The sequence below is a fragment of the Plantibacter flavus genome (assembly GCF_002024505.1).
GTDB lineage: Bacteria > Actinomycetota > Actinomycetes > Actinomycetales > Microbacteriaceae > Plantibacter > Plantibacter flavus_A.
This window is the reverse complement of the sequence record NZ_CP019402.1, coordinates 2,673,359-2,691,556: the sequence shown is the minus strand read 5'-3', so window position 1 is coordinate 2,691,556 and position 18,198 is coordinate 2,673,359. Positions and strand designations below refer to the sequence as shown.

General features: G+C 70.8%; 17 protein-coding genes. 7 read left to right on the top strand and 10 right to left on the bottom strand.

All coding sequences use genetic code 11. The features are described from left to right. Window positions 1–4 precede the first annotated feature (4 nt). The 5 genes from BWO91_RS12590 to BWO91_RS12570 all read left to right on the top strand — a co-directional run bounded on the left by BWO91_RS12590 (window position 5) and on the right by BWO91_RS12570 (window position 5,563). Window positions 5–1,096 (top strand): ABC transporter permease, encoded by a 1,092-nt coding sequence (locus BWO91_RS12590; RefSeq protein ID WP_205847523.1) that lies wholly within the window; start codon window positions 5–7, stop codon window positions 1,094–1,096. Continuing rightward, window positions 1,093–1,965, top strand: a complete 873-nt coding sequence (locus tag BWO91_RS12585) for an ABC transporter permease (RefSeq protein ID WP_079002782.1) — start codon at window positions 1,093–1,095, stop codon at window positions 1,963–1,965. Before BWO91_RS12590 ends, BWO91_RS12585 begins: the two co-directional genes overlap by 4 nt. After that, complete coding sequence (locus tag BWO91_RS12580) at window positions 1,962–3,680, top strand: dipeptide ABC transporter ATP-binding protein (RefSeq protein WP_079002781.1); 1,719 nt, start codon at window positions 1,962–1,964, stop codon at window positions 3,678–3,680. The genes BWO91_RS12585 and BWO91_RS12580 overlap by 4 nt, the downstream gene beginning before the upstream one ends. A gap of 35 nt (window positions 3,681–3,715) precedes the next feature. Beyond that, window positions 3,716–4,480: an SAM-dependent methyltransferase gene (locus tag BWO91_RS12575; protein WP_079003967.1), complete on the top strand. Its 765-nt coding sequence runs from the start codon at window positions 3,716–3,718 to the stop codon at window positions 4,478–4,480. 129 nt (window positions 4,481–4,609) lie between these two features. Next, complete coding sequence (locus BWO91_RS12570; protein WP_240555489.1) at window positions 4,610–5,563, top strand: oxygenase MpaB family protein; 954 nt, start codon at window positions 4,610–4,612, stop codon at window positions 5,561–5,563. 136 nt (window positions 5,564–5,699) lie between these two features. Here BWO91_RS12570 and BWO91_RS12565 read toward each other — a convergent pair whose 3' ends face one another. Genes BWO91_RS12565 through BWO91_RS12545 form a run of 5 tightly spaced genes read right to left on the bottom strand, consistent with a single transcriptional unit; the run spans window position 5,700 to window position 10,635 of the window. After that, on the bottom strand, window positions 5,700–6,485 hold the full coding sequence (locus BWO91_RS12565) for an ABC transporter ATP-binding protein (protein ID WP_079002780.1): 786 nt from the start codon (window positions 6,483–6,485) through the stop codon (window positions 5,700–5,702). After that, the gene (locus BWO91_RS12560) at window positions 6,478–7,266 is read right to left on the bottom strand and encodes an ABC transporter ATP-binding protein (protein ID WP_079002779.1); all 789 of its coding nucleotides are present in this window, start codon (window positions 7,264–7,266) and stop codon (window positions 6,478–6,480) included. Before BWO91_RS12560 ends, BWO91_RS12565 begins: the two co-directional genes overlap by 8 nt. After that, on the bottom strand, window positions 7,263–8,174 hold the full coding sequence (locus BWO91_RS12555) for an ABC transporter permease (protein WP_079002778.1): 912 nt from the start codon (window positions 8,172–8,174) through the stop codon (window positions 7,263–7,265). Before BWO91_RS12555 ends, BWO91_RS12560 begins: the two co-directional genes overlap by 4 nt. Next, complete coding sequence (locus BWO91_RS12550) at window positions 8,171–9,130, bottom strand: ABC transporter permease (protein ID WP_079002777.1); 960 nt, start codon at window positions 9,128–9,130, stop codon at window positions 8,171–8,173. Before BWO91_RS12550 ends, BWO91_RS12555 begins: the two co-directional genes overlap by 4 nt. After that, window positions 9,127–10,635 carry an ABC transporter substrate-binding protein gene (locus BWO91_RS12545; protein ID WP_079002776.1) on the bottom strand — a complete coding sequence of 503 codons (1,509 nt, stop codon included), beginning with the start codon at window positions 10,633–10,635 and terminating at the stop codon, window positions 9,127–9,129. Before BWO91_RS12545 ends, BWO91_RS12550 begins: the two co-directional genes overlap by 4 nt. Before the next feature lie 273 nt (window positions 10,636–10,908). Here BWO91_RS12545 and BWO91_RS12540 point away from each other — a divergent pair, with 273 nt between their 5' ends. Next, on the top strand, window positions 10,909–11,364 hold the full coding sequence (locus BWO91_RS12540; protein ID WP_064295280.1) for an SIP domain-containing protein: 456 nt from the start codon (window positions 10,909–10,911) through the stop codon (window positions 11,362–11,364). Window positions 11,365–11,410: 46 nt separating this feature from the next. Here BWO91_RS12540 and BWO91_RS12535 read toward each other — a convergent pair whose 3' ends face one another. The 5 genes from BWO91_RS12535 to BWO91_RS12515 form a co-directional block, all read right to left on the bottom strand. Further along, window positions 11,411–11,821 carry a hypothetical protein gene (locus BWO91_RS12535; RefSeq protein WP_064295281.1) on the bottom strand — a complete coding sequence of 137 codons (411 nt, stop codon included), beginning with the start codon at window positions 11,819–11,821 and terminating at the stop codon, window positions 11,411–11,413. Next, window positions 11,818–13,233 carry a dihydrolipoyl dehydrogenase family protein gene (locus BWO91_RS12530; RefSeq protein ID WP_079002774.1) on the bottom strand — a complete coding sequence of 472 codons (1,416 nt, stop codon included), beginning with the start codon at window positions 13,231–13,233 and terminating at the stop codon, window positions 11,818–11,820. The genes BWO91_RS12535 and BWO91_RS12530 overlap by 4 nt, the downstream gene beginning before the upstream one ends. Next, window positions 13,230–14,090 carry an arginase family protein gene (locus BWO91_RS12525; protein WP_064295283.1) on the bottom strand — a complete coding sequence of 287 codons (861 nt, stop codon included), beginning with the start codon at window positions 14,088–14,090 and terminating at the stop codon, window positions 13,230–13,232. Before BWO91_RS12525 ends, BWO91_RS12530 begins: the two co-directional genes overlap by 4 nt. A gap of 76 nt (window positions 14,091–14,166) precedes the next feature. Continuing rightward, window positions 14,167–14,943: a PspA/IM30 family protein gene (locus tag BWO91_RS12520; RefSeq protein WP_079002773.1), complete on the bottom strand. Its 777-nt coding sequence runs from the start codon at window positions 14,941–14,943 to the stop codon at window positions 14,167–14,169. A gap of 74 nt (window positions 14,944–15,017) precedes the next feature. Further along, on the bottom strand, window positions 15,018–17,087 hold the full coding sequence (locus tag BWO91_RS12515) for a TPM domain-containing protein (RefSeq protein ID WP_079002772.1): 2,070 nt from the start codon (window positions 17,085–17,087) through the stop codon (window positions 15,018–15,020). 255 nt (window positions 17,088–17,342) lie between these two features. Between BWO91_RS12515 and BWO91_RS12510 the strand changes: the two genes are divergently transcribed. Continuing rightward, window positions 17,343–18,089, top strand: coding sequence for a gamma-glutamyl-gamma-aminobutyrate hydrolase family protein (locus BWO91_RS12510; protein WP_064295286.1), 747 nt, complete (start codon window positions 17,343–17,345; stop codon window positions 18,087–18,089). Window positions 18,090–18,198: the final 109 nt, after the last annotated feature.

The following is an 18,198-nucleotide window of genomic DNA, read 5'->3' as shown; positions in this document are numbered from 1 at the left end:
CCACATGTCCAACCAGCATCCGAACGCCAGCGCGGCGGACACGCGACACCGGCAGTACCGCGAGTACGTGATCAGGCGCGTCGCCCAGGCGCTCCTCGTGATCGCCCTCGTCTACACGCTCGTCTTCTTCACCCTCTTCGTCCTGCCCGGCGACCCCATCGAGAACAAGCTGACGAGCCCGCTCAACCCACTGCCCCCGTCCGCCGGCGAAGCACTGCGGGCCTACTACCACTTCGACCTGTCGCCGATCGAACAGTTCGCGCTGACGGTGAGCCGACTCTTCCAGGGAGACCTGGGGTACTCGCTGGTCAGCGGTCGTGCCGTCTCGGACCTCGTCGCGCAGGGCTTCTCGGACACCATTGTGCTCGCAGGCGTGGCGTTCATCATGACGATCGTGCTGTCGCTCGCCATCGCACTCACCGCCGTGTACGCCCCCGTCAGGGCGATCAGGAGCATCGCGGCCTCAGCGCCCATCGCCTCCATCTCCGCGCCGAGCTTCCTCATCGGCTTCGTGCTCCTCGCGATCTTCTCCTTCCAGCTCGGCTGGGTGTCGTCGGTGCGCGATCAGGGCTTCGTGTCCTACGTGCTCCCGGCACTGACCCTGGCGCTCGCCGTCAACGGTCCGTTGACGCAGGTGTTGATCCAGGGACTCCGGAAGGCTGCGGACGAACCCTTCGTCACCGTGCTCCGCGCGAAGGGGACGAGCGAGGTGCGGATCGCCCTCGGCCACGTCCTGAAGAACGGTGCGATCCCGTCGATCACGATGCTCGCCCTCGTCGTCGGAGAGCTGCTGGCCGGTGTCGTCGTCGTCGAGGCCGTGTTCACCCGCACCGGCCTCGGATTCATCACCTTCGAGAGCGTGCGCGATCAGGACACCCCGGTGATCCTGGCCGTCGTCATCCTCATCTCCTCCATCTACGTCGGCATCAATCTCGTGACCGACCTCGTCTACCCCGTCCTCGACCCGCGCATCGTCCGCCCGGGGCATGGGCGGTCCCGACGCTCCCGCCTCGCCAGGCCGACGGTCGCGACAGCGGCGGCGACGGGGACGGCGGTGCCCGACGGTATCCCGACGAAAGCGAGCGTGGACGCATGAGCCTCCGACTCCGACCGGACCGCGACGTCACCGCGGCCGACGACGGACCGGACGCGTTCCGTCGACTCCTCGGCCGCCTCGGGGTCGCTGACGTCCTGGCGATCATCGTGGTCGGTCTCGTCCTCGTGTCCGTGGTCGCACCCGGCCTCCTCACGCCGTACGACCCGCTCGAGCCCGATGACGCCAACGCGCTCGCCGCTCCATCGGTCGCGCACTGGTTCGGAACCGACTCCCTCGGTCGCGACCTGCTGTCACGGGTGATCCACGGCACCGGTCGGACCCTGCTCGGCTCGGCGGTCGCCGTCCTCATCGGTCTCGGCGCCGGCACGGTCCTCGGGCTCGTCGCCGCGTCGTTCGGCGGTCTCGTCGACGCCGTCATCAGCCGGATCGTCGACGTGCTGCTCTCGATCCCCGGGCTGCTCCTCGCGATGGTCGTCGTCGTGGCGCTCGGCTTCGGCACCCTGAACGCGGCCGTCGCCGTGGGGATCTCCTCGATCGCGGCGTTCACCAGGATCATGCGCTCCGAGGTGTTGACGGTGAAGGACCTGCCGTTCGTCGAGGCGAGTCACCATCTCGGCGGTTCGCGGGCGTACGTCCTCGCCAAGCACGTCTTCCCGAACTCGTACTCCGCGGTGCTGTCGCTCACGGCCCTCCAGTTCGGACTCGCGATCATCTGGATCTCCTCGCTCAGCTTCCTCGGGTACGGAGCTCCGCCGCCCGACCCGGAGTGGGGTCTGCTCGTCTCCGAGGGTCGTCAGTACGTCGTGTCCTCGCCGTGGCTCGTCGTCGTCCCGGGCCTCGTGATCGCCGTCACCGTGCTCGCCATCAGCCGTCTCAGCCAACTCACCCGCGAGAGGACCACCGCATGAACCAGGCAGCCCTGCAGCACAGCGCACTCCACGTCGTCGACGCGGCTCCGGTGCCGTTGCTCGTCGACGGACTCGCCGTCGGGTACCGGACGCGCGGCTCGAGGGGGCCGACCGACACGGTGCGCGACGTGTCGTTCCAGGTGGGACGCGGCGAGACGGTGTCGCTCGTGGGTCAGTCCGGTTCGGGGAAGAGCACGATCGCCCGGGCGGTCGCGGGGCTCCTCCCCGGCAACGGCTCGGTCACCGCCGGTCGGGTCACGGTCGCCGGACACGAGGTCGCCGACTTCTCCCGGAAGCAGTGGCGCCCCCTGCGCGGCTCGACGCTCGGTTTCATCCCGCAGGATCCGCTGAGTTCACTCGACCCGCTGCAGCGGATCGGCGTGCAGATCGCCCAGGCGGTCCAGGTGGCGGGCGACACCCCGCGCTCGGAGGTCCCCGCGCGCGTGATCGAGTTGCTCGAGCACGTGGGCATCCGTCAGGCCTCGGCCCGCGTGCGGTCTTACCCGCACGAGCTCTCGGGCGGGCAGTTGCAGCGGGTGCTCATCGCGATCGCCATCGCGGCGAGGCCCAAGCTGCTCATCGCCGACGAGCCGACGTCCGCGCTCGATGTGACCGTCCAGCGGCGCATCCTCGACCTCCTCGACGGCCTCCGGCAGGAGCTCGGGCTCGGGATCCTCTTCATCACCCACGACCTGGCGCTGGCGCAGGAGCGCAGCGACGCGATCGTGGTCCTGCAGGACGGGAACGTCCGCGAGTTGGGCCCGGCCGAGGAGGTGTTGCTCGCACCACGGCACCCCTACACGGTGGGGCTGCTCTCCGACTCGCCCGCGTCCTCGCCCTTGCGCTACCGGGAACGCATCCGCGCTGCGGCCGAGCAGGTGCAGGCGGAGCAGCGCGGCGAGACGAAAGCGGCGCCCGCGGTGGTCGAGGTGTCGCACGTGTCCAAACGGTTCGGACGCGATCCGCAGGCGCCGCCCGCACTCGACGGCGCGTCGCTCGTCCTCCGTCCGCGTTCGATCCACGCGCTCGTCGGCGAGTCCGGGTCGGGCAAATCGACGCTCGCGCGCATCGTCGCCGGGCTCACCTCCTTCGACGACGGCTCGGTGCGTGTCGTCGGCCGGGAACTCCCGCGGGACAACGCCGTCGCCAACCCCTTCGCGCGCGACCTCCAGCTGGTCTACCAGAACCCGCTCTCGGCGGTCGATCCGCGGTATACCGTCGGACAGATCATCGAGGAGCCCCTGCGGATCCACGGGGTGCGGAGCGCCGCCGAACGTCGGCGCCGCGTCGCGACCATCCTCGACCAGGTCGCCCTCCCCTCGAGTGCGCAGGGGCGTCGTGCACGGGAGGTGTCGGGCGGTCAGCGCCAGCGGGTCGCACTCGCGAGGACGCTCGTCCTCGCGCCGTCGGTGCTCGTCCTCGACGAGCCCACCTCGGCGCTCGACGTCTCGGTGCAGGCGCAGATCGTCGAACTGCTCCTCGACCTCCGGGACGAGCACGCGCTCAGCTACCTGTTCATCTCGCACGACCTCGGTCTCGTCCGGCAGATCGCCGACGAGGTGACGGTGCTGTCCAACGGGCGCGTCGTCGAGTCGGGCCCGGCCTCGGCCGTCCTCGGGCATCCGCAGCACGCGTACACTCGGGAGCTGCTCGACGCGGTGCCGCGGTTCGACGTCGAGCGGCTCGATCCGAGCCGGTTCGAGGCCGTCGGATGAGCGCACCGACCACGGAGCCGCGCACGGAGGAGACCATGTCACGATCGTTCGACGACCTCGTCGCCGAGGCCGACGCCGCCTCGGTCGACGGGTGGGACTTCTCCTGGCTCGACGGCCGGGCCAGTGAGGAGCGCCCCTCCTGGCGGTTCTCGGAGTTGCTCGGGAGACGTCTGGCCGACGTCCCGTCCTCGCTCGACCTCGAGACCGGCGGGGGAGAGGTGTTGGACACGGCGCCGGTGCTTCCGCCGCTCGCCGCCGCCACCGAGTCCTGGCCACCGAACCTCGCCCGAGCCGCCGCCCGCCTGCACCCGCGCGGCGTCGTCGTCGTTCGCACGGAGGAGGGTGCTCCATTGCCGTTCGCGGACGACTCGTTCGCGCTCGTGTCGAGTCGGCATCCCGTCGCCGTGGACTGGACCGACGTGGCTCGCGTGATCGCCCCGGGCGGCAGCTACCTCGCCCAGCACGTCGGACCGGCGAGCGTGTTCGAACTCGTCGAGGCCTTCCTCGGCCCACAGCCCGAAGCGGTCCGTCGCGCGCGTCATCCCGACGACGAGGCCGCCGGCGCCCGTGCCGCCGGACTCGAGATCGTGTGCTTGCGGACCGAACGGCTGCGCATCGAGTTCCACGACGTCGGTGCGATCGTCTGGTTCCTGCGCAAGGTGATCTGGATGGTGCCCGGATTCACCTCCGCGCGGTACCTCGACCGCCTGCAGGAGCTGCACCGTTCCCTGCAGGAGGACGGCCCGTTCGTCGCGCACTCCTCCCGAACCCTCATCGAAGCACGCAAGCCCATCCGGTGACCGGGGCCCTGCCGAGGCGCCCTTCGACAGGCTCAGGGACCGCGATGGAGGAGACGATCCCCCTACGGGCGGGGCCGCGGGCATCCCGACGTAGGCTCGTCGTGACGGCGAGTGGAGGACGATCGAGTGGTGGATGTCGGCACTGGACGGCGACCGGTCTCCCGCCTGCGCACCCGCCTGCTCGCCGGGCTCCGCTCACGCATCCTCGCGGTCTTCGCGGTGGAGCAGGACCGCCCGCCGCAGTGGACGCTCGATCTCGAGGACGGCACCGACACGGGGTTCTTCACGCCCGACTCCGCGGCCTGGACGGTGCACGGCGGTGTCGAGACCATGGTCGCCGGCATCCGGGCGCTCCTCCTGCAGGCGGCTCACCCTGGGGCGCTCGCCGGCGTGCACGACTGGTCCCGGTACCGGGAGGACCCGCTCGGACGGCTCGACGGCACCATCCGCTGGATCTTCACCGTCACCTACGGCGACCGCGACACGGCCCGTCGGACGAGCGACTACGTGCTCAAGCTCCACGAACGCGTCGTCGGGGAATACCTCGACGCCCATGGCGTGGTGCGCCCGTACGCGGCCAACGACCCGGACCTCCTGCGCTGGGTGCACCTGGCGTTCACCGACGCCTTCCTGAGCGTGCGACAGACCTGGGGTGGCCGGATCCCCGGTGGTGCGGACGCCTATGTGGCCGACTGGGCACTCGCGGGTGAGCTCATGGGCGTCGTCGACCCGCCCCGCTCCGAGACCGAGCTGGCCCGGCAGCTGCGCGGTTACCTCGACGCGGGCGAGCTGACCGGCGGCCCGAGGGTGGACGAGACCCTGGCGTTCCTCCGGCGTCCGCCGCTCGACCGCTCGCTGCTCCCCGCCTACGGGATCCTCTTCGCGGGAGCCGTCGCGACGATCCCAGCCGAGTACCGCCGCATCCTCGGGCTCCGCACCGCGCACCTCGGTCCGATCCCGCTGCCGGTCGTGACGGCGACGCGGGTCGTCCTGTGGATCGTGGGGCTCGTCCTGCACGGTGAGTCGCCGAGCCAGCGCGCGGCGCTGCGCCGGCACCGGCGCCTGGCGGACCCGGCCGCCTGAGGCCCTTCGACAGGCCCAGGGACCGGGGATGGTGGCTGAGGGACCGGATGGTGTCTGAGGGACCGGGGGATGGTGGCTCAGGGACCGGGGGATGGTGGCTCAGGGACCGGGACGGTGGCTCGGGAGCTAGGCGGCGTCAGAGGCGGGGGACCGAGGCGAGCAGCTGGGTCGTGTACGGGTGCGAGGGCCGACTGAGGACCTTGGCGACCGGACCCTCCTCGACGATCGATCCGTCGCGCATGACGACGACCCGGTCGCAGAGATGCTGCACCACGCCGATGTCGTGCGAGACGAGCACGATCGCGAGCCCGAGCTCCTGCCGCAGCCCGCCGAGCAACTCGAGGATCTGCGCGCGGACGGTGACGTCGAGCGCGCTGAGGGGTTCGTCGCCGACGAGGAGGCGAGGGCGGTGCACGATCGCTCGCGAGAGGGCGATGCGCTGGCGCTGACCACCGGAGAACTCGTGCGGGAAGCGGTCGGCCGCGTCGGCGTCGAGACCGACGAGCCGGAGTACCGCGCGCACCTTGGAACGGTGGTCGCCGTCGATCCCGAGCGCGGAGAGCGGCTCGGCGACGATCCGCCCGATACTCATCCGCGGGTCGAGCGACGCGTACGGGTCCTGGAACACCACGCCCGTCTGTCGGCGGAACCAGTGCAGACTCCTGGCGCTCGCCGCGGCGCTGACCGGACGGCCGTCGAACTCGACCGTGCCGGAGCTCGGGGCGTCGAGCGCGAGCAGGAGGCGGACGAGCGTCGACTTGCCCGACCCCGATTCGCCGATGATGCCGACGGCCTCACCCGGGGCGACGACGAGGTCGCTCGGGTGGAGCGCGACGGTGCGGCTCGGGCGCTGGAACAGCGACTCCCGCGGGTTCGTGTAGACCCGTCCGAGCCCCTGGGCGTGGAGCAGCGGCTCAGTCATCGTCCTCGCCCTTCCAGCTCATGGTCTTCGCGGCGGCCAACAGCCGCTGCGTCACGGGAGAGACCGGCGTCGAGAGCAGCTGTGCGACGGGCCCGGCCTCGACGACCTTGCCCTGCGCGAGCACCACGGCATCGCTGGCGATCCGGGAGAGGACCGCGAGGTCGTGCGTGATGAAGACGAGGGACGCCCCGGTCTCGTTCACGAGACGCTCGAAGAGGCCCAGGATCTCCGACTGGATGGTGACGTCGAGCGCCGTGGTCGGTTCGTCCGCGATGAGCAGGGAGGGTCCGCAGGCGAGGGCGATGGCGGCCGCGACCCGCTGGCGTTGCCCGCCGGACAGCTGGTGCGGGTACCGCCGGACGATGCGCTCGGGGTCGGGCAGACGGACCCGCGCGGCGAGTTCGACGGCCCGGTCGAGCGCTTCCCGTTTCGAGAGCCCCTCGTGGATGCGCAGCGGCTCGCCGATCTGTCGTCCGATGGTGCGGATCGGGTTGAGCGCCGTCCGGGGCTCCTGGAACACGATCCCGATCTCACGCCCGCGGATCCGCGCGAGTTCGCGGTCGTCACGGCCGAGGAGTTCCTCGCCCTGCCAGCGGATGCTGCCGCTCACCGAAGCGCCGTCGGGGAGGAGTCCGAGGATCGCCAGCGCCGTCAGCGACTTCCCGGATCCGGACTCGCCGATGAGGCCGAACCGTGCGCCCGCCGGCACGCTGAAACTCACGCCGTCGACGACCCGGCGGCCGCCGAGCGTGACCACGAGGTCCTGGACGTCGAGACTCATGCGGTCACCCCCTGGGGCGAGGTGGGGGTCGAGGCGGGTCCTCGGCGACCGAGGGTCGGATCGGTCGCGTCCCGTAGGGCGTCACCCAGCAGGTTGAGGGCGAGGACGGTGACGGTGATGGCGAGCCCCGGCCACAGCACCGACAGCGGGTGCACGGCGAGGTAGGTCTGCAGCTCACTGAGCATGCGACCCCACGAGGGGACGCTGGAGGGGGCGCCGTAGCCGAGGTACGACAGGCCCGCCTCGGCGAGGACCGCGACCGCCATCGACCATGACAGCTGGACGATGAACACCGGTGCGACGTTCGGCAGGAGATGTCGTGTCAGGTTCCTCACCGGCCCGAGACCGGCGGCCTTGCCGGCGAGCACGTACTCGCTGTGCGAGACCCGGCGGATCTCGGGGCGGGTCACCCGGGCGATGTTCACGCCGAAGCTGATGCCCACCGCCCAGATGACGACCCACAGCGAGCCACCGAAGACCGAGGCGATCATCATGGCGATCAGGAGGGTCGGGAACGCGATGAGGATGTCGATCAGCACCGCGACCGTCTCCCGGACCCAGCGCCGAGTGAGTGAACCGAGGGCGGCGAGGGCGACCCCGATGACCGTCGAGACCACGGCGGAACCGATCGCGACGGCCACGGTCACTCGCGCACCGACGAGCAGCAGGCTGAAGATGTCGCGTCCGACCTCGTCCGTGCCGAGCAGATGGGTCGGCGACGGAGCCAGCCACTTCGCGAACGGATCGGTGAGCTGGGGGTCGTACGGCGTCCAGAGGAAGGAGACGCCGGCACTCAGGAGGAGCAGCGTGACCACGACGAGCCCGAACACGCCGGCCGGGCCGGACACGAGGGTGCGGAGTCCGCCTGATCCCGCGCGCCGACGCGGGTGATCCTCACGAGCGGTCATGCGCTGCGCTCCCGTTCTCGGAGTCGCGGGTCTGCGAGACGGTGGACGACGTCCACGACGGCACCGATCACGAGGACCACCCCGGTGAGGACGAGAAGCTCGCCCTGCACTTTCACGAGGTCGCGGTTGCCGACGTCGGCGACGAGCATGCGCCCGATGCCGGGCAGGGTGAAGAGCTGTTCGATGATGACGCTGCCGACGATGAGCCCGGCGATCTGGAGCCCGAGCACGGTGACGACCGAGAGGGCCACGTTCGGCAGCCCATGGCGGATGAGTGCTTGCGAACGGGTCAGCCCCTTGGCCGCCGCCGTCCGGACGTAGTCCTGGCCGATCGCGTCGAGGGCGGCGGAACGGACGAAGCGCAGCAGGACCGCGCCCTCGACGACGCCGATCGTGAGTGCCGGGAGGAGGAGGGCGCGGATTGCCGCCAGCGGATCGTTCCAGCCCGCGCGCGGGAAGCCCTGCGCCGGGAGCCAACCGAGCACGACGGCGAAGAGGAGCACGAGCATCATGCCGGCCCAGACGACCGGGACGGCGGCGAGCCCCTGTGACGCGAAAGAGATGACGACGCCCGTCGCGCGGGTACGCCGGACGGCGGCCAACACCCCGAGCGGCACGCTGAACGCGAGCGCGATCACGAGCGCCATGATGCCGAGCGGAACGGTGACCTGCGCCTTCTGGGCGAGTTCGCTGGCGACGGGGGTGCCCGTGATGAGCGAGTTCCCGAGATCGCCGCGGAGCAACCCGCCGATCCAGTCGAGGTACTGCAGGAGGACGGGCTGGCCGAGTCCCAACTGTTCGCGGATCGCGGCGACCGCCTCGGGCGTCGCGTCCGTTCCGGCGATGACCTGGGCGACGTCGCCCGGGAGCACCCTGATGGTGAAGAAGATCAGGGCGCTCGCGGCGAGCAGCCCGACGAGGAGGAGCACCAGCCTCGTCAGGATGAAGCGGGTCACCCGGTCACGGCGACCTTCGCCAGGTCGATGCGCGAGTTGACCGAGTCCACGGGGAAGCCGGTCACACCGTCGCGCACCACCGTGAGGGTGATCGCGGTGTAGAGCCAGTCGGCGGCGTTGTCCTTCGACACGAGGTACGCCGCCTCCTTGAGCTTCTGGGCTGCGACGGCCGGGTCGGTCGCCGCTACGGATTCAGCATAGAGCGACTGGACCTGCGCGTTGTCGTAGCCGAAGTAGTAGTTCGGGTTCGCCCAGTTCTGGAAGTCGCGCGCCTCGACGTGGTTCACGTAGCTGAGGTCGTAGTCCTTGTTCGTGTAGACGTCGTTGAGCCAGGTCGGGAACTCGACGCTCTTCACGGTGAGGGTGACGCCGATGGCCTTGAACTCGGACACGAGGACGTTGGCCACCGAGGTGCCGTAGAAGCTCGGGATCGTGAGCGTCAGCGACAGGTTCTCCTGGCCGGCCTGGGCGAGCAGCGCCTTCGCCTGGTCCGGGTCGTACTTCACCAGCTCGCTGAGGTTCTCGTAGCCCGGGTCGAGCTCGGGGATCGGCCCGTACTGCTCGACCGCGGCGCCGCCGACGGCCTCGACGATCGCGGCGTGGTCGATGGCGGAGCGGAGCGCCTGTCGGACGAGGGGGTCGTTCAGGGGAGCGCGCTGGTTGTTGAAGGCGAGGGTGTACTTGTCGGTCGTCTTGCCTTCGGTGATGCTGAACCCGTCGGCGCGGGTGATCTGGTCCTTGAGGTTCGCGTCGAGCGCCGTCTGCACGTCGAGTTCGCCGGCGAGGGTGGCGTTGACGGCGGAGGAGGCGTCGGGGATGTAGCTGAAGACGACCTCCTTGACCTTCGGAGCGTCGCCCCAGTACTTCGTGTTCCGGTCGAAGGTGATGCTGTCGCCCTGCTTCCAGGTCTTCAGCGTGAACGGCCCGGTGCCGTTGGCGGTCGTCGACAGGTCGTTGGTGGCGCCCGACTCCAGCACGAGTCCTGCGCGTCCGGTCAGGGTCCACAACAGGTTGGAGTCGGGCGAGGTGAGCTGCAGCTGCACGGTCGAGTCGTCGACGGCCGTGATCGAGGCGACCTTCTGGAGCGCCACGTTGTCGACGAAGGTCGGGTCCTGCTGCACCTGGGTGATGGAGTCGACGACGTCGGCCGCGGTCAGGGCGGCGCCGTCGTGGAAGGTCACGCCGTCGCGGAGGACGAAGGTGTAGGTGAGACCGTCGGCGCTGATGTCGTGGCTCTTCGCGAGCGTGTCGACGATCTGGTTGTCCTCGGTGCGGGACACGAGGCCCTGGTAGACGTTGTCGATGAGGATCTGGTCGAGCGCGGCGCCCGAGGTGGTGCGGATGTTGAGGTCGGAGGGCTCCAGGACGAGACCGACCCGCAGGGTCGCGTCGGCGTCGGGCGTCGGCGTCGCGGCCGGGCCTGCGCAGCCGGTGAGGACGAGGGCGGCGCCGGTGACCGCGATCGCGGCGGTGAGGAGCTGACGACGCAGCTGACGATGACGCATGGAGGTCCTTTCGGGGATGCTGGAGTGGCCGGCATCTGGAGACGCACAACCGGTTCCGGGCAGCGGGCATTCCCGCCTGGGCCGCGTGAATACTGGACCGCGTCCGGAAAGCCGCATCGCTGGGGCTCCAGCGAGCGTACCCAGTCGACGTGTGTGGTGCCAGCCACGGTGTCAGGGGGCGTCACAGAGTGATCGGATCGTGATGTGCTCTATCGCCTTGGAAGACCCTGCGCAGGGGATCGAAGTGAGCTTAGGCTCGCCTATACTGATCGCGTGAGCTATTTCGAGGATCCGGCGGAGTTCGCCGTTGCGGACGCACGCCACGTGCTGCTCGCGGGCGACGAGTCGTCGGTCGGCGAGCTGGCTGAGGTCCTCGCGCTGCTCCCCATCTGCGCCCGCGGTCAGGTCTTCGTCGAGGTCGACGACGCCGCGTCGATCACCACCCTCGACTCGCCGGGACGCGTCGTCGTGACGTGGCTCGTCCGCGCAGCGCGTTCGGGGGAACCCGGAACGGGCAGCCGGTGCGCACGCGGTCAGGCCGTCGCGCGAGCGACTCGGGCCTGGGCGAGCGAGATGCTCGACGTCGACGGACACGACGCGGCCGACTACCACGTGTGGATCGGCGGCGAGACGGAGCACCTGACGGGTCTCCGGAACGACCTCAGGATGACCCTGGCCAGCATCGGCGTGCGTCAGCGCTCGAGCTCGGTCGAGCGCGCATCGCACTGACACGCCCTCGAACCGGCTCGGCATCGCGCGGACGCCGCGACGCTCGTCAGCGGCGCTTCGGCAGGTAGCCTCCCGCTTCGAGACCGGCTTCGATCTCGAAGCGGTTCCGGAGCGGATCTCGACCGGCGATCGCGTACATCAGCGGGAAGAGCATGCCGTACCGCTGCCACTGCCGTTTGTGCACCGCCTCGTGTTCGAGCACCCGGGTCGACACGTTCCGGTCGGTGAGGTACACCCCGCCGACGCATGAACCACCTCGGCCGAACGTCCACGACGGCATCCCGCGGAAGACGATCATCCCGCCCCGCCGTTCGACCGGGCCGGTGCTCCAGAGTGCGCCCCAGACGAGCCCGGTGAGCGTGGCGTACCAGTACCCGATCCGGCTCAGGGGTGAGTCGAGCCACGGGCCGCCGGAACGACGGCTCCGCGGCTCGTCGACGTCGCCGGGACGGGTCACGCACCGCTCCGGTAGGTCTCGAGGAGTCGCAGCCAGATCTCGCTCATCGTCGGGTAGGACGGCACCGCGTGCCAGAGGCGGTGCAGCGGCACCTCACCGACGACGGCGATCGTCGCGGCGTGGACGAGTTCGGCGACGTCCTGACCCACGAAGGTCATCCCGATGATCACGCCGCGCTCCTCGTCGACGACCATCCTCGTCCGCCCGGTGTAGCCGTCGGCGTGGAGGCTCGAGCCCGCGATGCCACCGAGATCGTAGTCGACCACCCGGTGGGCGATCCCCGCCGCCTCGGCCTGCGCGGCCGTGAGCCCGACGGCTGCGACCTCGGGCTCGGAGAAGACGACCTGCGGCACGGCACGGTGGTCGGCGGTCGCCGCGTGGTCGCTCCACGGGCTGGTGTCGACGTCCTCGCCGTTCGCCCGTGCTGCGATGACCGCTCCCGCGGCGCGTGCCTGGTACTTACCCTGGTGCGTCAGGAGCGCCCGGTGGTTGACGTCGCCGACGGCGTAGAGCCAGTCGCTGCCGTGAGCGAGGAGCTGATCGTCGACCTCGATCCAGGCACCCGGTTCCAGGCCGATGGTCTCGAGCCCGAGGTCGTCCGTCCGGGGCGTCCGGCCGGTGGCCACGACGAGTTCCGCCGTCGTGACCGCGTCCCGGTCGTCGAACTCGAGCGTGACGGCGCCGTCGGCGGCCCGGGAGACGGCGGTGGGGGAGGCGTGCACGATCGTCACGCCGAGTTCACGCAGGGAGGACTCGACGAGCTCGCCGGCGAACGGCTCGGTGTTGCCGAGCAGGCCGCTGCGGGCGACGAGCGTGACGTCGACCCCGAGCGAGCGGTAGGCGGTCGCGAGCTCGACGGCGACGACGCCGCCACCGAGGAAGGCGACGGACTCCGGCAGGGTCTGGACGCTCGTGGCCTCGCGGCTCGTCCACGGCTCCACCGCCGACAGCCCGGGGATGTCGGGGAGGAGCGCCGCGGAGCCGGTGCAGACCGCGACGGCGTGCGTCGCCGTGAGCACCGTCGTCGAGCCGTCGGCGGCCGTCACGGTGACCTCGCGCTCGCCGGTCAGGCGACCGTGCCCACGCACCAGCTCGATGCCGGCGCCCTCGAGCCACTCGACCTGGCCGTCGTCCGACCAGTCGCTCGTGAACGAGTCCCGTCGCGCGAGGACCTTGAGCGGATCGAGCGCGGTGTCCTCGGGGATGGCTCCCCCCGTGCGCTTGGCGGCCCGCAGGGCGGCGCCCGAGCGGATGAGGGCCTTGGACGGCATGCAGGCCCAGTAGGAGCACTCACCGCCGACCAGTTCGCTCTCGACGATGACGACGCTCAGACCGCTCTTGTGGGCGTAGTCGGCGACGTTCTCGCCGACGGGTCCGGCTCCGATGACGACGAGATCGACGGTACGGCTCATGGGGTGACTCCTGTCGGGTTGGTGCTGTCGGGTTTCGGTTCGCGACTGATCGCGCCGATGATGCGGAGGATGGTGCCGAGGTCGTCGGCTGCGGCGTCGGGGGAGCCGGGCGAGAAGCCCGTGACCCCGGCCCCGGCGAAGCCGAACCGTGCCCGGAGGGCGGTGATGCAGTCGAGCAGGGTGCCGAGTTCGAGACCGAAGGGGACGGCCGAGCTGACGCCGGCGATGACCGCGGGGTCGAGGACGTCGACGTCCACGTGCAGGTAGACGCGGTCGGCGCCCGTCGCCTCGACGGCCGCGACCACCTCGGCGGCGCTCGTCATCACCGAGGAGACCATGGGGATGCCACGCTCCTCGATGTGGGCGAGTTCACCGTCGTCGAGGTCGCGCACCCCCACGAGGACGAGTCGGGCGGGATCGAGTGGGGCCTCGGGCAGCAGCATCGCGGCGCCTTCGCCGGTGAGCGCCCGGGCGACCATGCCGCTGAACGACCCGGACGGCGAGCTGAGCGGGGTGTTGAGGTCGCCGTGGGCGTCGAACCAGACGACGGCGATGCCGGGGTCGCGTCGGAGGGCCTCACCGACCGACGCGAGTTCGACGCCGCAGTCCCCACCGATGGTGATGACGGGCTCGTCGATCCCGACGAGCGCCTGACGTTGGAGTTCCGCGGTCGTCACGAGGGAACTGGCGCGCCGGATGTCGGTGTCGAGGGCCTCGCCGGCCTCGGTCGGCACGTGGACGAGTGTCGTGGCCGCCGTGGGCAGGTCGCCACGGATCGCCTCGGCTCCATCGATCAACTGCATGGCCCTGGACGAGCCGGAGCCCTGCCACTGGGGGACGACGACGAACTTCGTCATGCGGTGCCTTCCTGGAGATGGTGCGAGGGGGCGAGGGCGACGGGCCCTCGGGAGGTTCCGAGGGCCCGTCGGATCGTCAGGAGTGGTCGGCGTTCGGCGTGTACTCGGGGCCGGAGGACTCGATCGCGGGCGACGCGGAACCGCCGCCCTTCAGTGCGGCGAGCCGGGCCTCGACCTCGGTCAGCTCGCCGAGGTCCTCGAGGTCGTTGAACTGCGCGTCGAGACTCGATGCGGCGAGCTCCTGCTGACCGAGCACCTTCGCCTCCTCGCGACGGATCTTGTCCTCGTAGCGGCTGAGGTCGCTCGTCGGATCCATGATGTCGATGCTGCCGACCGCGTCCGCGACCTTGCGCTGCGCCTCGGCGGTCTTGGCCCGGGCGACCAGCTCGCTGCGCTTCGTCTTCAGCTGCTCGAGCTTCGTCTTCATGCCGTTGAGGCCGTTCTTCAGCTGTTCGACGACCTTCGTCTGGGACGCCAGCTGCGGCTCGGCCTGCTTGGCCTCGTTCTCGGCGCCGATCTGGCGCTGGAGCGCGATCTTCGCGAGGTTGTCGAACTTGTCGGCGTCCGCAGCGTTGCCCGCCTGACGGTATTCGTCGGCCTTGCGACTCGCGGCCAGCGCCTTCGTGCCCCACTCGGAGGCCGCCTCGACGTCCTGCTGGTGGTCCTGCTCGAGGAGCCGGAGGTTGCCGATCGTCTCGGCGATCGCGCTCTCGGCGTCGGCGATCGAGTTCGTGTAGTCCCGGACCATCTGGTCGAGCATCTTCTGCGGGTCCTCGGCGGAGTCGAGCAGCGCGTTGATGTTGGCCTTGGTCAGCTGGGCGATGCGTCCGAAGATGGACTGCTTCTCTGCCATGGTGTGGTTCCTCTCTCGTGTCCTGCTGGGTCGTGTCGGTCGGTGTCTGGTGATGAGATGGGTGGTGCAGCGGATCAGAAGCGACCGCCGCCGCGTCGGGATCGGGTGCCGCCGCCACCGAAGCTGCCGGCGCTGCGTGAGCGACCGGAGCCGCCGCCGAACATGCCGCCGCTCGATCCGCCGCCGCCGAACATGCCGCCGCCGGAACGGGACCCGCCGCCGAGGACGGAGTTGATCAGGATGCCGCCGAGGACCGCACCGAGCATCCCGTTGCCGCCCTGCTGACCCTGGCCGCCGCCGAACATGCCGCCGAGTCCGCCCGCCGACTGGCTCTGGAACTGCCCGAGGTCGGCCTGGGCGAGCTGCACCGCTTGATTCGCGAGCGAGTTGGCGCGCTGGGCGAGGGGGAGCGCCTGCGTCGGGTCGGTGGCGGCGAGGCCCTGGGCCTGCACGAGGGTTCGGCCGGCCTCGGCGAGGCGCGTCCGGGCCTCCGGGCCGACGGCTCCGCGCCGCGAGACGATGAAGTCCTCTGCAGCCGACACCTGCGCGCCCGCCGTCTGCAGGGTCTGTCCGAGGGCGGCTGCGGCGCGTTGTCGCTGCTCCGCCGCGGTGCGCACCCCCTGGAGAGCACCGTCGATCTGCGTGTTCGCCGCATCCAAGCGGGCGAGGAGGGCGATCGGGTTGTTCGGTGCGCCGAGCGCGCCGCGCACCTGCGAGACCGTCGCGGTGGTACTCGCGACCGCTGCGGCGAGGGTGCCGGTCGGGTCGGATTGGCCGCCCGCCGCGGCGACGTCCCCGTCCAATTCGGCCAGTCTGGCGGCGAGGTGCTGCTCGGCGGTCGTCAGATCCGCCTGCAGCCGCTTCACGGCCCCGGTGAGCTGGGTTGCCTGGTCGAGCGCTTCCTCCGCGGCGCGGATGCCGACGGCGGCCTCGCCCGAGTCTCCGGCGGCGAGCCGCGCAGCTGCGTCCGAGATCGCCGCGGTGGCGAAGGCGAGTCGCTCGGTCGCCTCCGCCGGGTTGTCGATCACGGTGATGAGGGCGTCGGGGCTGTAGCGCGTCTGCAGGGCGTGCACCGCGTCTTGCGCGGCCGTCACCGTCGGTCCGGCTGCGGCCGCCCTGGCTCGCAGCTCCTCGACCGCCGCGGGCGCGTTCTTCTCGAGCGCGCGGAGCTCGTCGAACGAGGCGGCCTGTTCGTCGAGCACGTGGTTCGCGTGCTCGCAGAGCCGGATGATCTGGAGGTTCCAGTCGCGTTGTTGCTGCTCCGTGTCCGGCTCGGCGTCGTCGAGCCGCTGCTTGAGTGCGAAGGCGTGCGAGAGGTCGTCCTTCGCTCCGGCGAGGGCAGCGGTGAACGCGGCCGTGGCCGGTTCGCCGTAGGAGGCGGTCGCGAAGCCGAGCTCCTCCTCGCTCGTCCGGACCGCGTCGTCGGTCTGGACGAGCGCACTGCCGGCGAGTCGTTCGAGCTCGGGGATCGGGGCGATGGTCAGCGGGTCGACCGGCGCCCCCTGCCGGCCCGCGGTCACCGCGCCGTCGCCGTTCGCAGCACGGCGCCGGCGGAGGAAGACGACCAGGAGGACGACGGCCACGACGGCGACGACCACGATCAGCAGGATGGTCAGCCACCCGGTCGAGCCACCTGATCCGCTACCGGTGCCCCCGATCGACCCGCCGCCGACGGCGGCACCCAGGCCTTCGGCGGCAGCGACGCCGGCGCCGGTCCAGTCGTCATCACGCAGCTGCGGCAGGATCCGCTGCTGCTCGATCTCGGTCAGCTGATCACCGCTCACCGGTCCGCTGGAGTCGCCGGAGAGGTAGTAGGCGCGGTCCTCGGTCGCCACGGCCAGCAGGTACTGGTTCGGTCCGAGGTTGTTGTCCTTCGCGGTCTGGTTCGCCCAGGACTCGGCGTCACTCGGGTCGGTGAAGGTCGGCACGTAGACCACCCAGAGGTCGACGCCGTGATCCGCGGCCAGCTCGTCGACGGCCGTCGTGATCTCGGTGACCTCACCGCTGCTGAGGACACCTGCGCTGTCGGACACGCGCCCGGCCCCGAGCTGCACCGGGCTCTCCGCCCAGGCGGTGGTGGCTCCCACTCCGAGGAGCACGGCCACGCAGCAGGCCCAGATCGATACCGCCCAGCGAACCCGCATCGGCCACCTCGTCACTCGTTCGGACCCTGGAGCCCCACCCCGCGGCTCGGTTCCGAGTCTAGGTCCGGGCCCTCGACATCTCTACAGCGGGCTCCCAGCGAGCGTGCCGAACCACAGCTGTGCTATACGGCGGTGACCGGGCTTCACCGACGCCCACCGGGACTCTGTTACCGACCGTGACGCGGCAGCTCGCGCGAGGGCATCCGTCCGGTGAGACTGGTGGAGTCACCTCACGGAACCCCTGGAAGGAGCATCATGCAAGGACACGTCTCACCCATGCTGGCGCTCGTCGAGGTCACCAGGTTCCGTGAGGACGACCAGGCGTACCACGAGTACGTGCAGATCCTCGTCGGACGGACCATCGCCGCCGCCGAACGGGCAGGCTGGCGCGTGACCCGGTTGGCCGCGCACGACCTCGGCACCGATGCGCTCCTCGCCTCGACCGACGGGGCCTCCGCCGTCGTCATCATGGGCGGAGCCGACATCGATCCCGCCCAGTACGGCGGCACCACCGGCTACCGCGCCGAGGGCCAGCACTTCCCCGAGGCCGACCGCGCCCAGCTGGCGGTCGCCCGTCGCGCCGCCGAGCGTGGCACGCCGCTGCTCGGGATCTGCCGCGGTCACCAGATCATCAACGTCGCCCTCGGCGGGACGCTCGTGCAGGACCTCGGTGAGCACAGCGCCCACCGCAACGAGGGCGTCCCGGTCGATGAGAGCATGACCCCGCACGAGGTCGAGCTCGACCCCTCGAGCGCCCTCGCGTTCCGACTCGGCGCCCGTCACCTCCAGGTGCAGAGCGCCCACCACCAGTCGGTCGGCGAGCTCGGCGAGGGTCTGCGTGCCGTCGCCTGGGCCTCCGACGGCACCGTCGAGGCGATCGAGCACCGCACCCTGCCGATCACGGGCGTGCAGTGGCACCCGGAGGACCCGGGCACCGTGGACGACCAGCTCGGGCTCCTGCTCGGCGGTCTCGCCCGCGAGGCCGAGCGCGCCGCAGCCTGAGTACCGGCGCGGTTCGCAATTCAGGACGATCTCGGAGTGTCGTCGGCCCGAGGCGGCAGGTGCCGCCGCCACGCCGCGGTGATCCTGAGTTGTGAACGGTGCTGTCGTA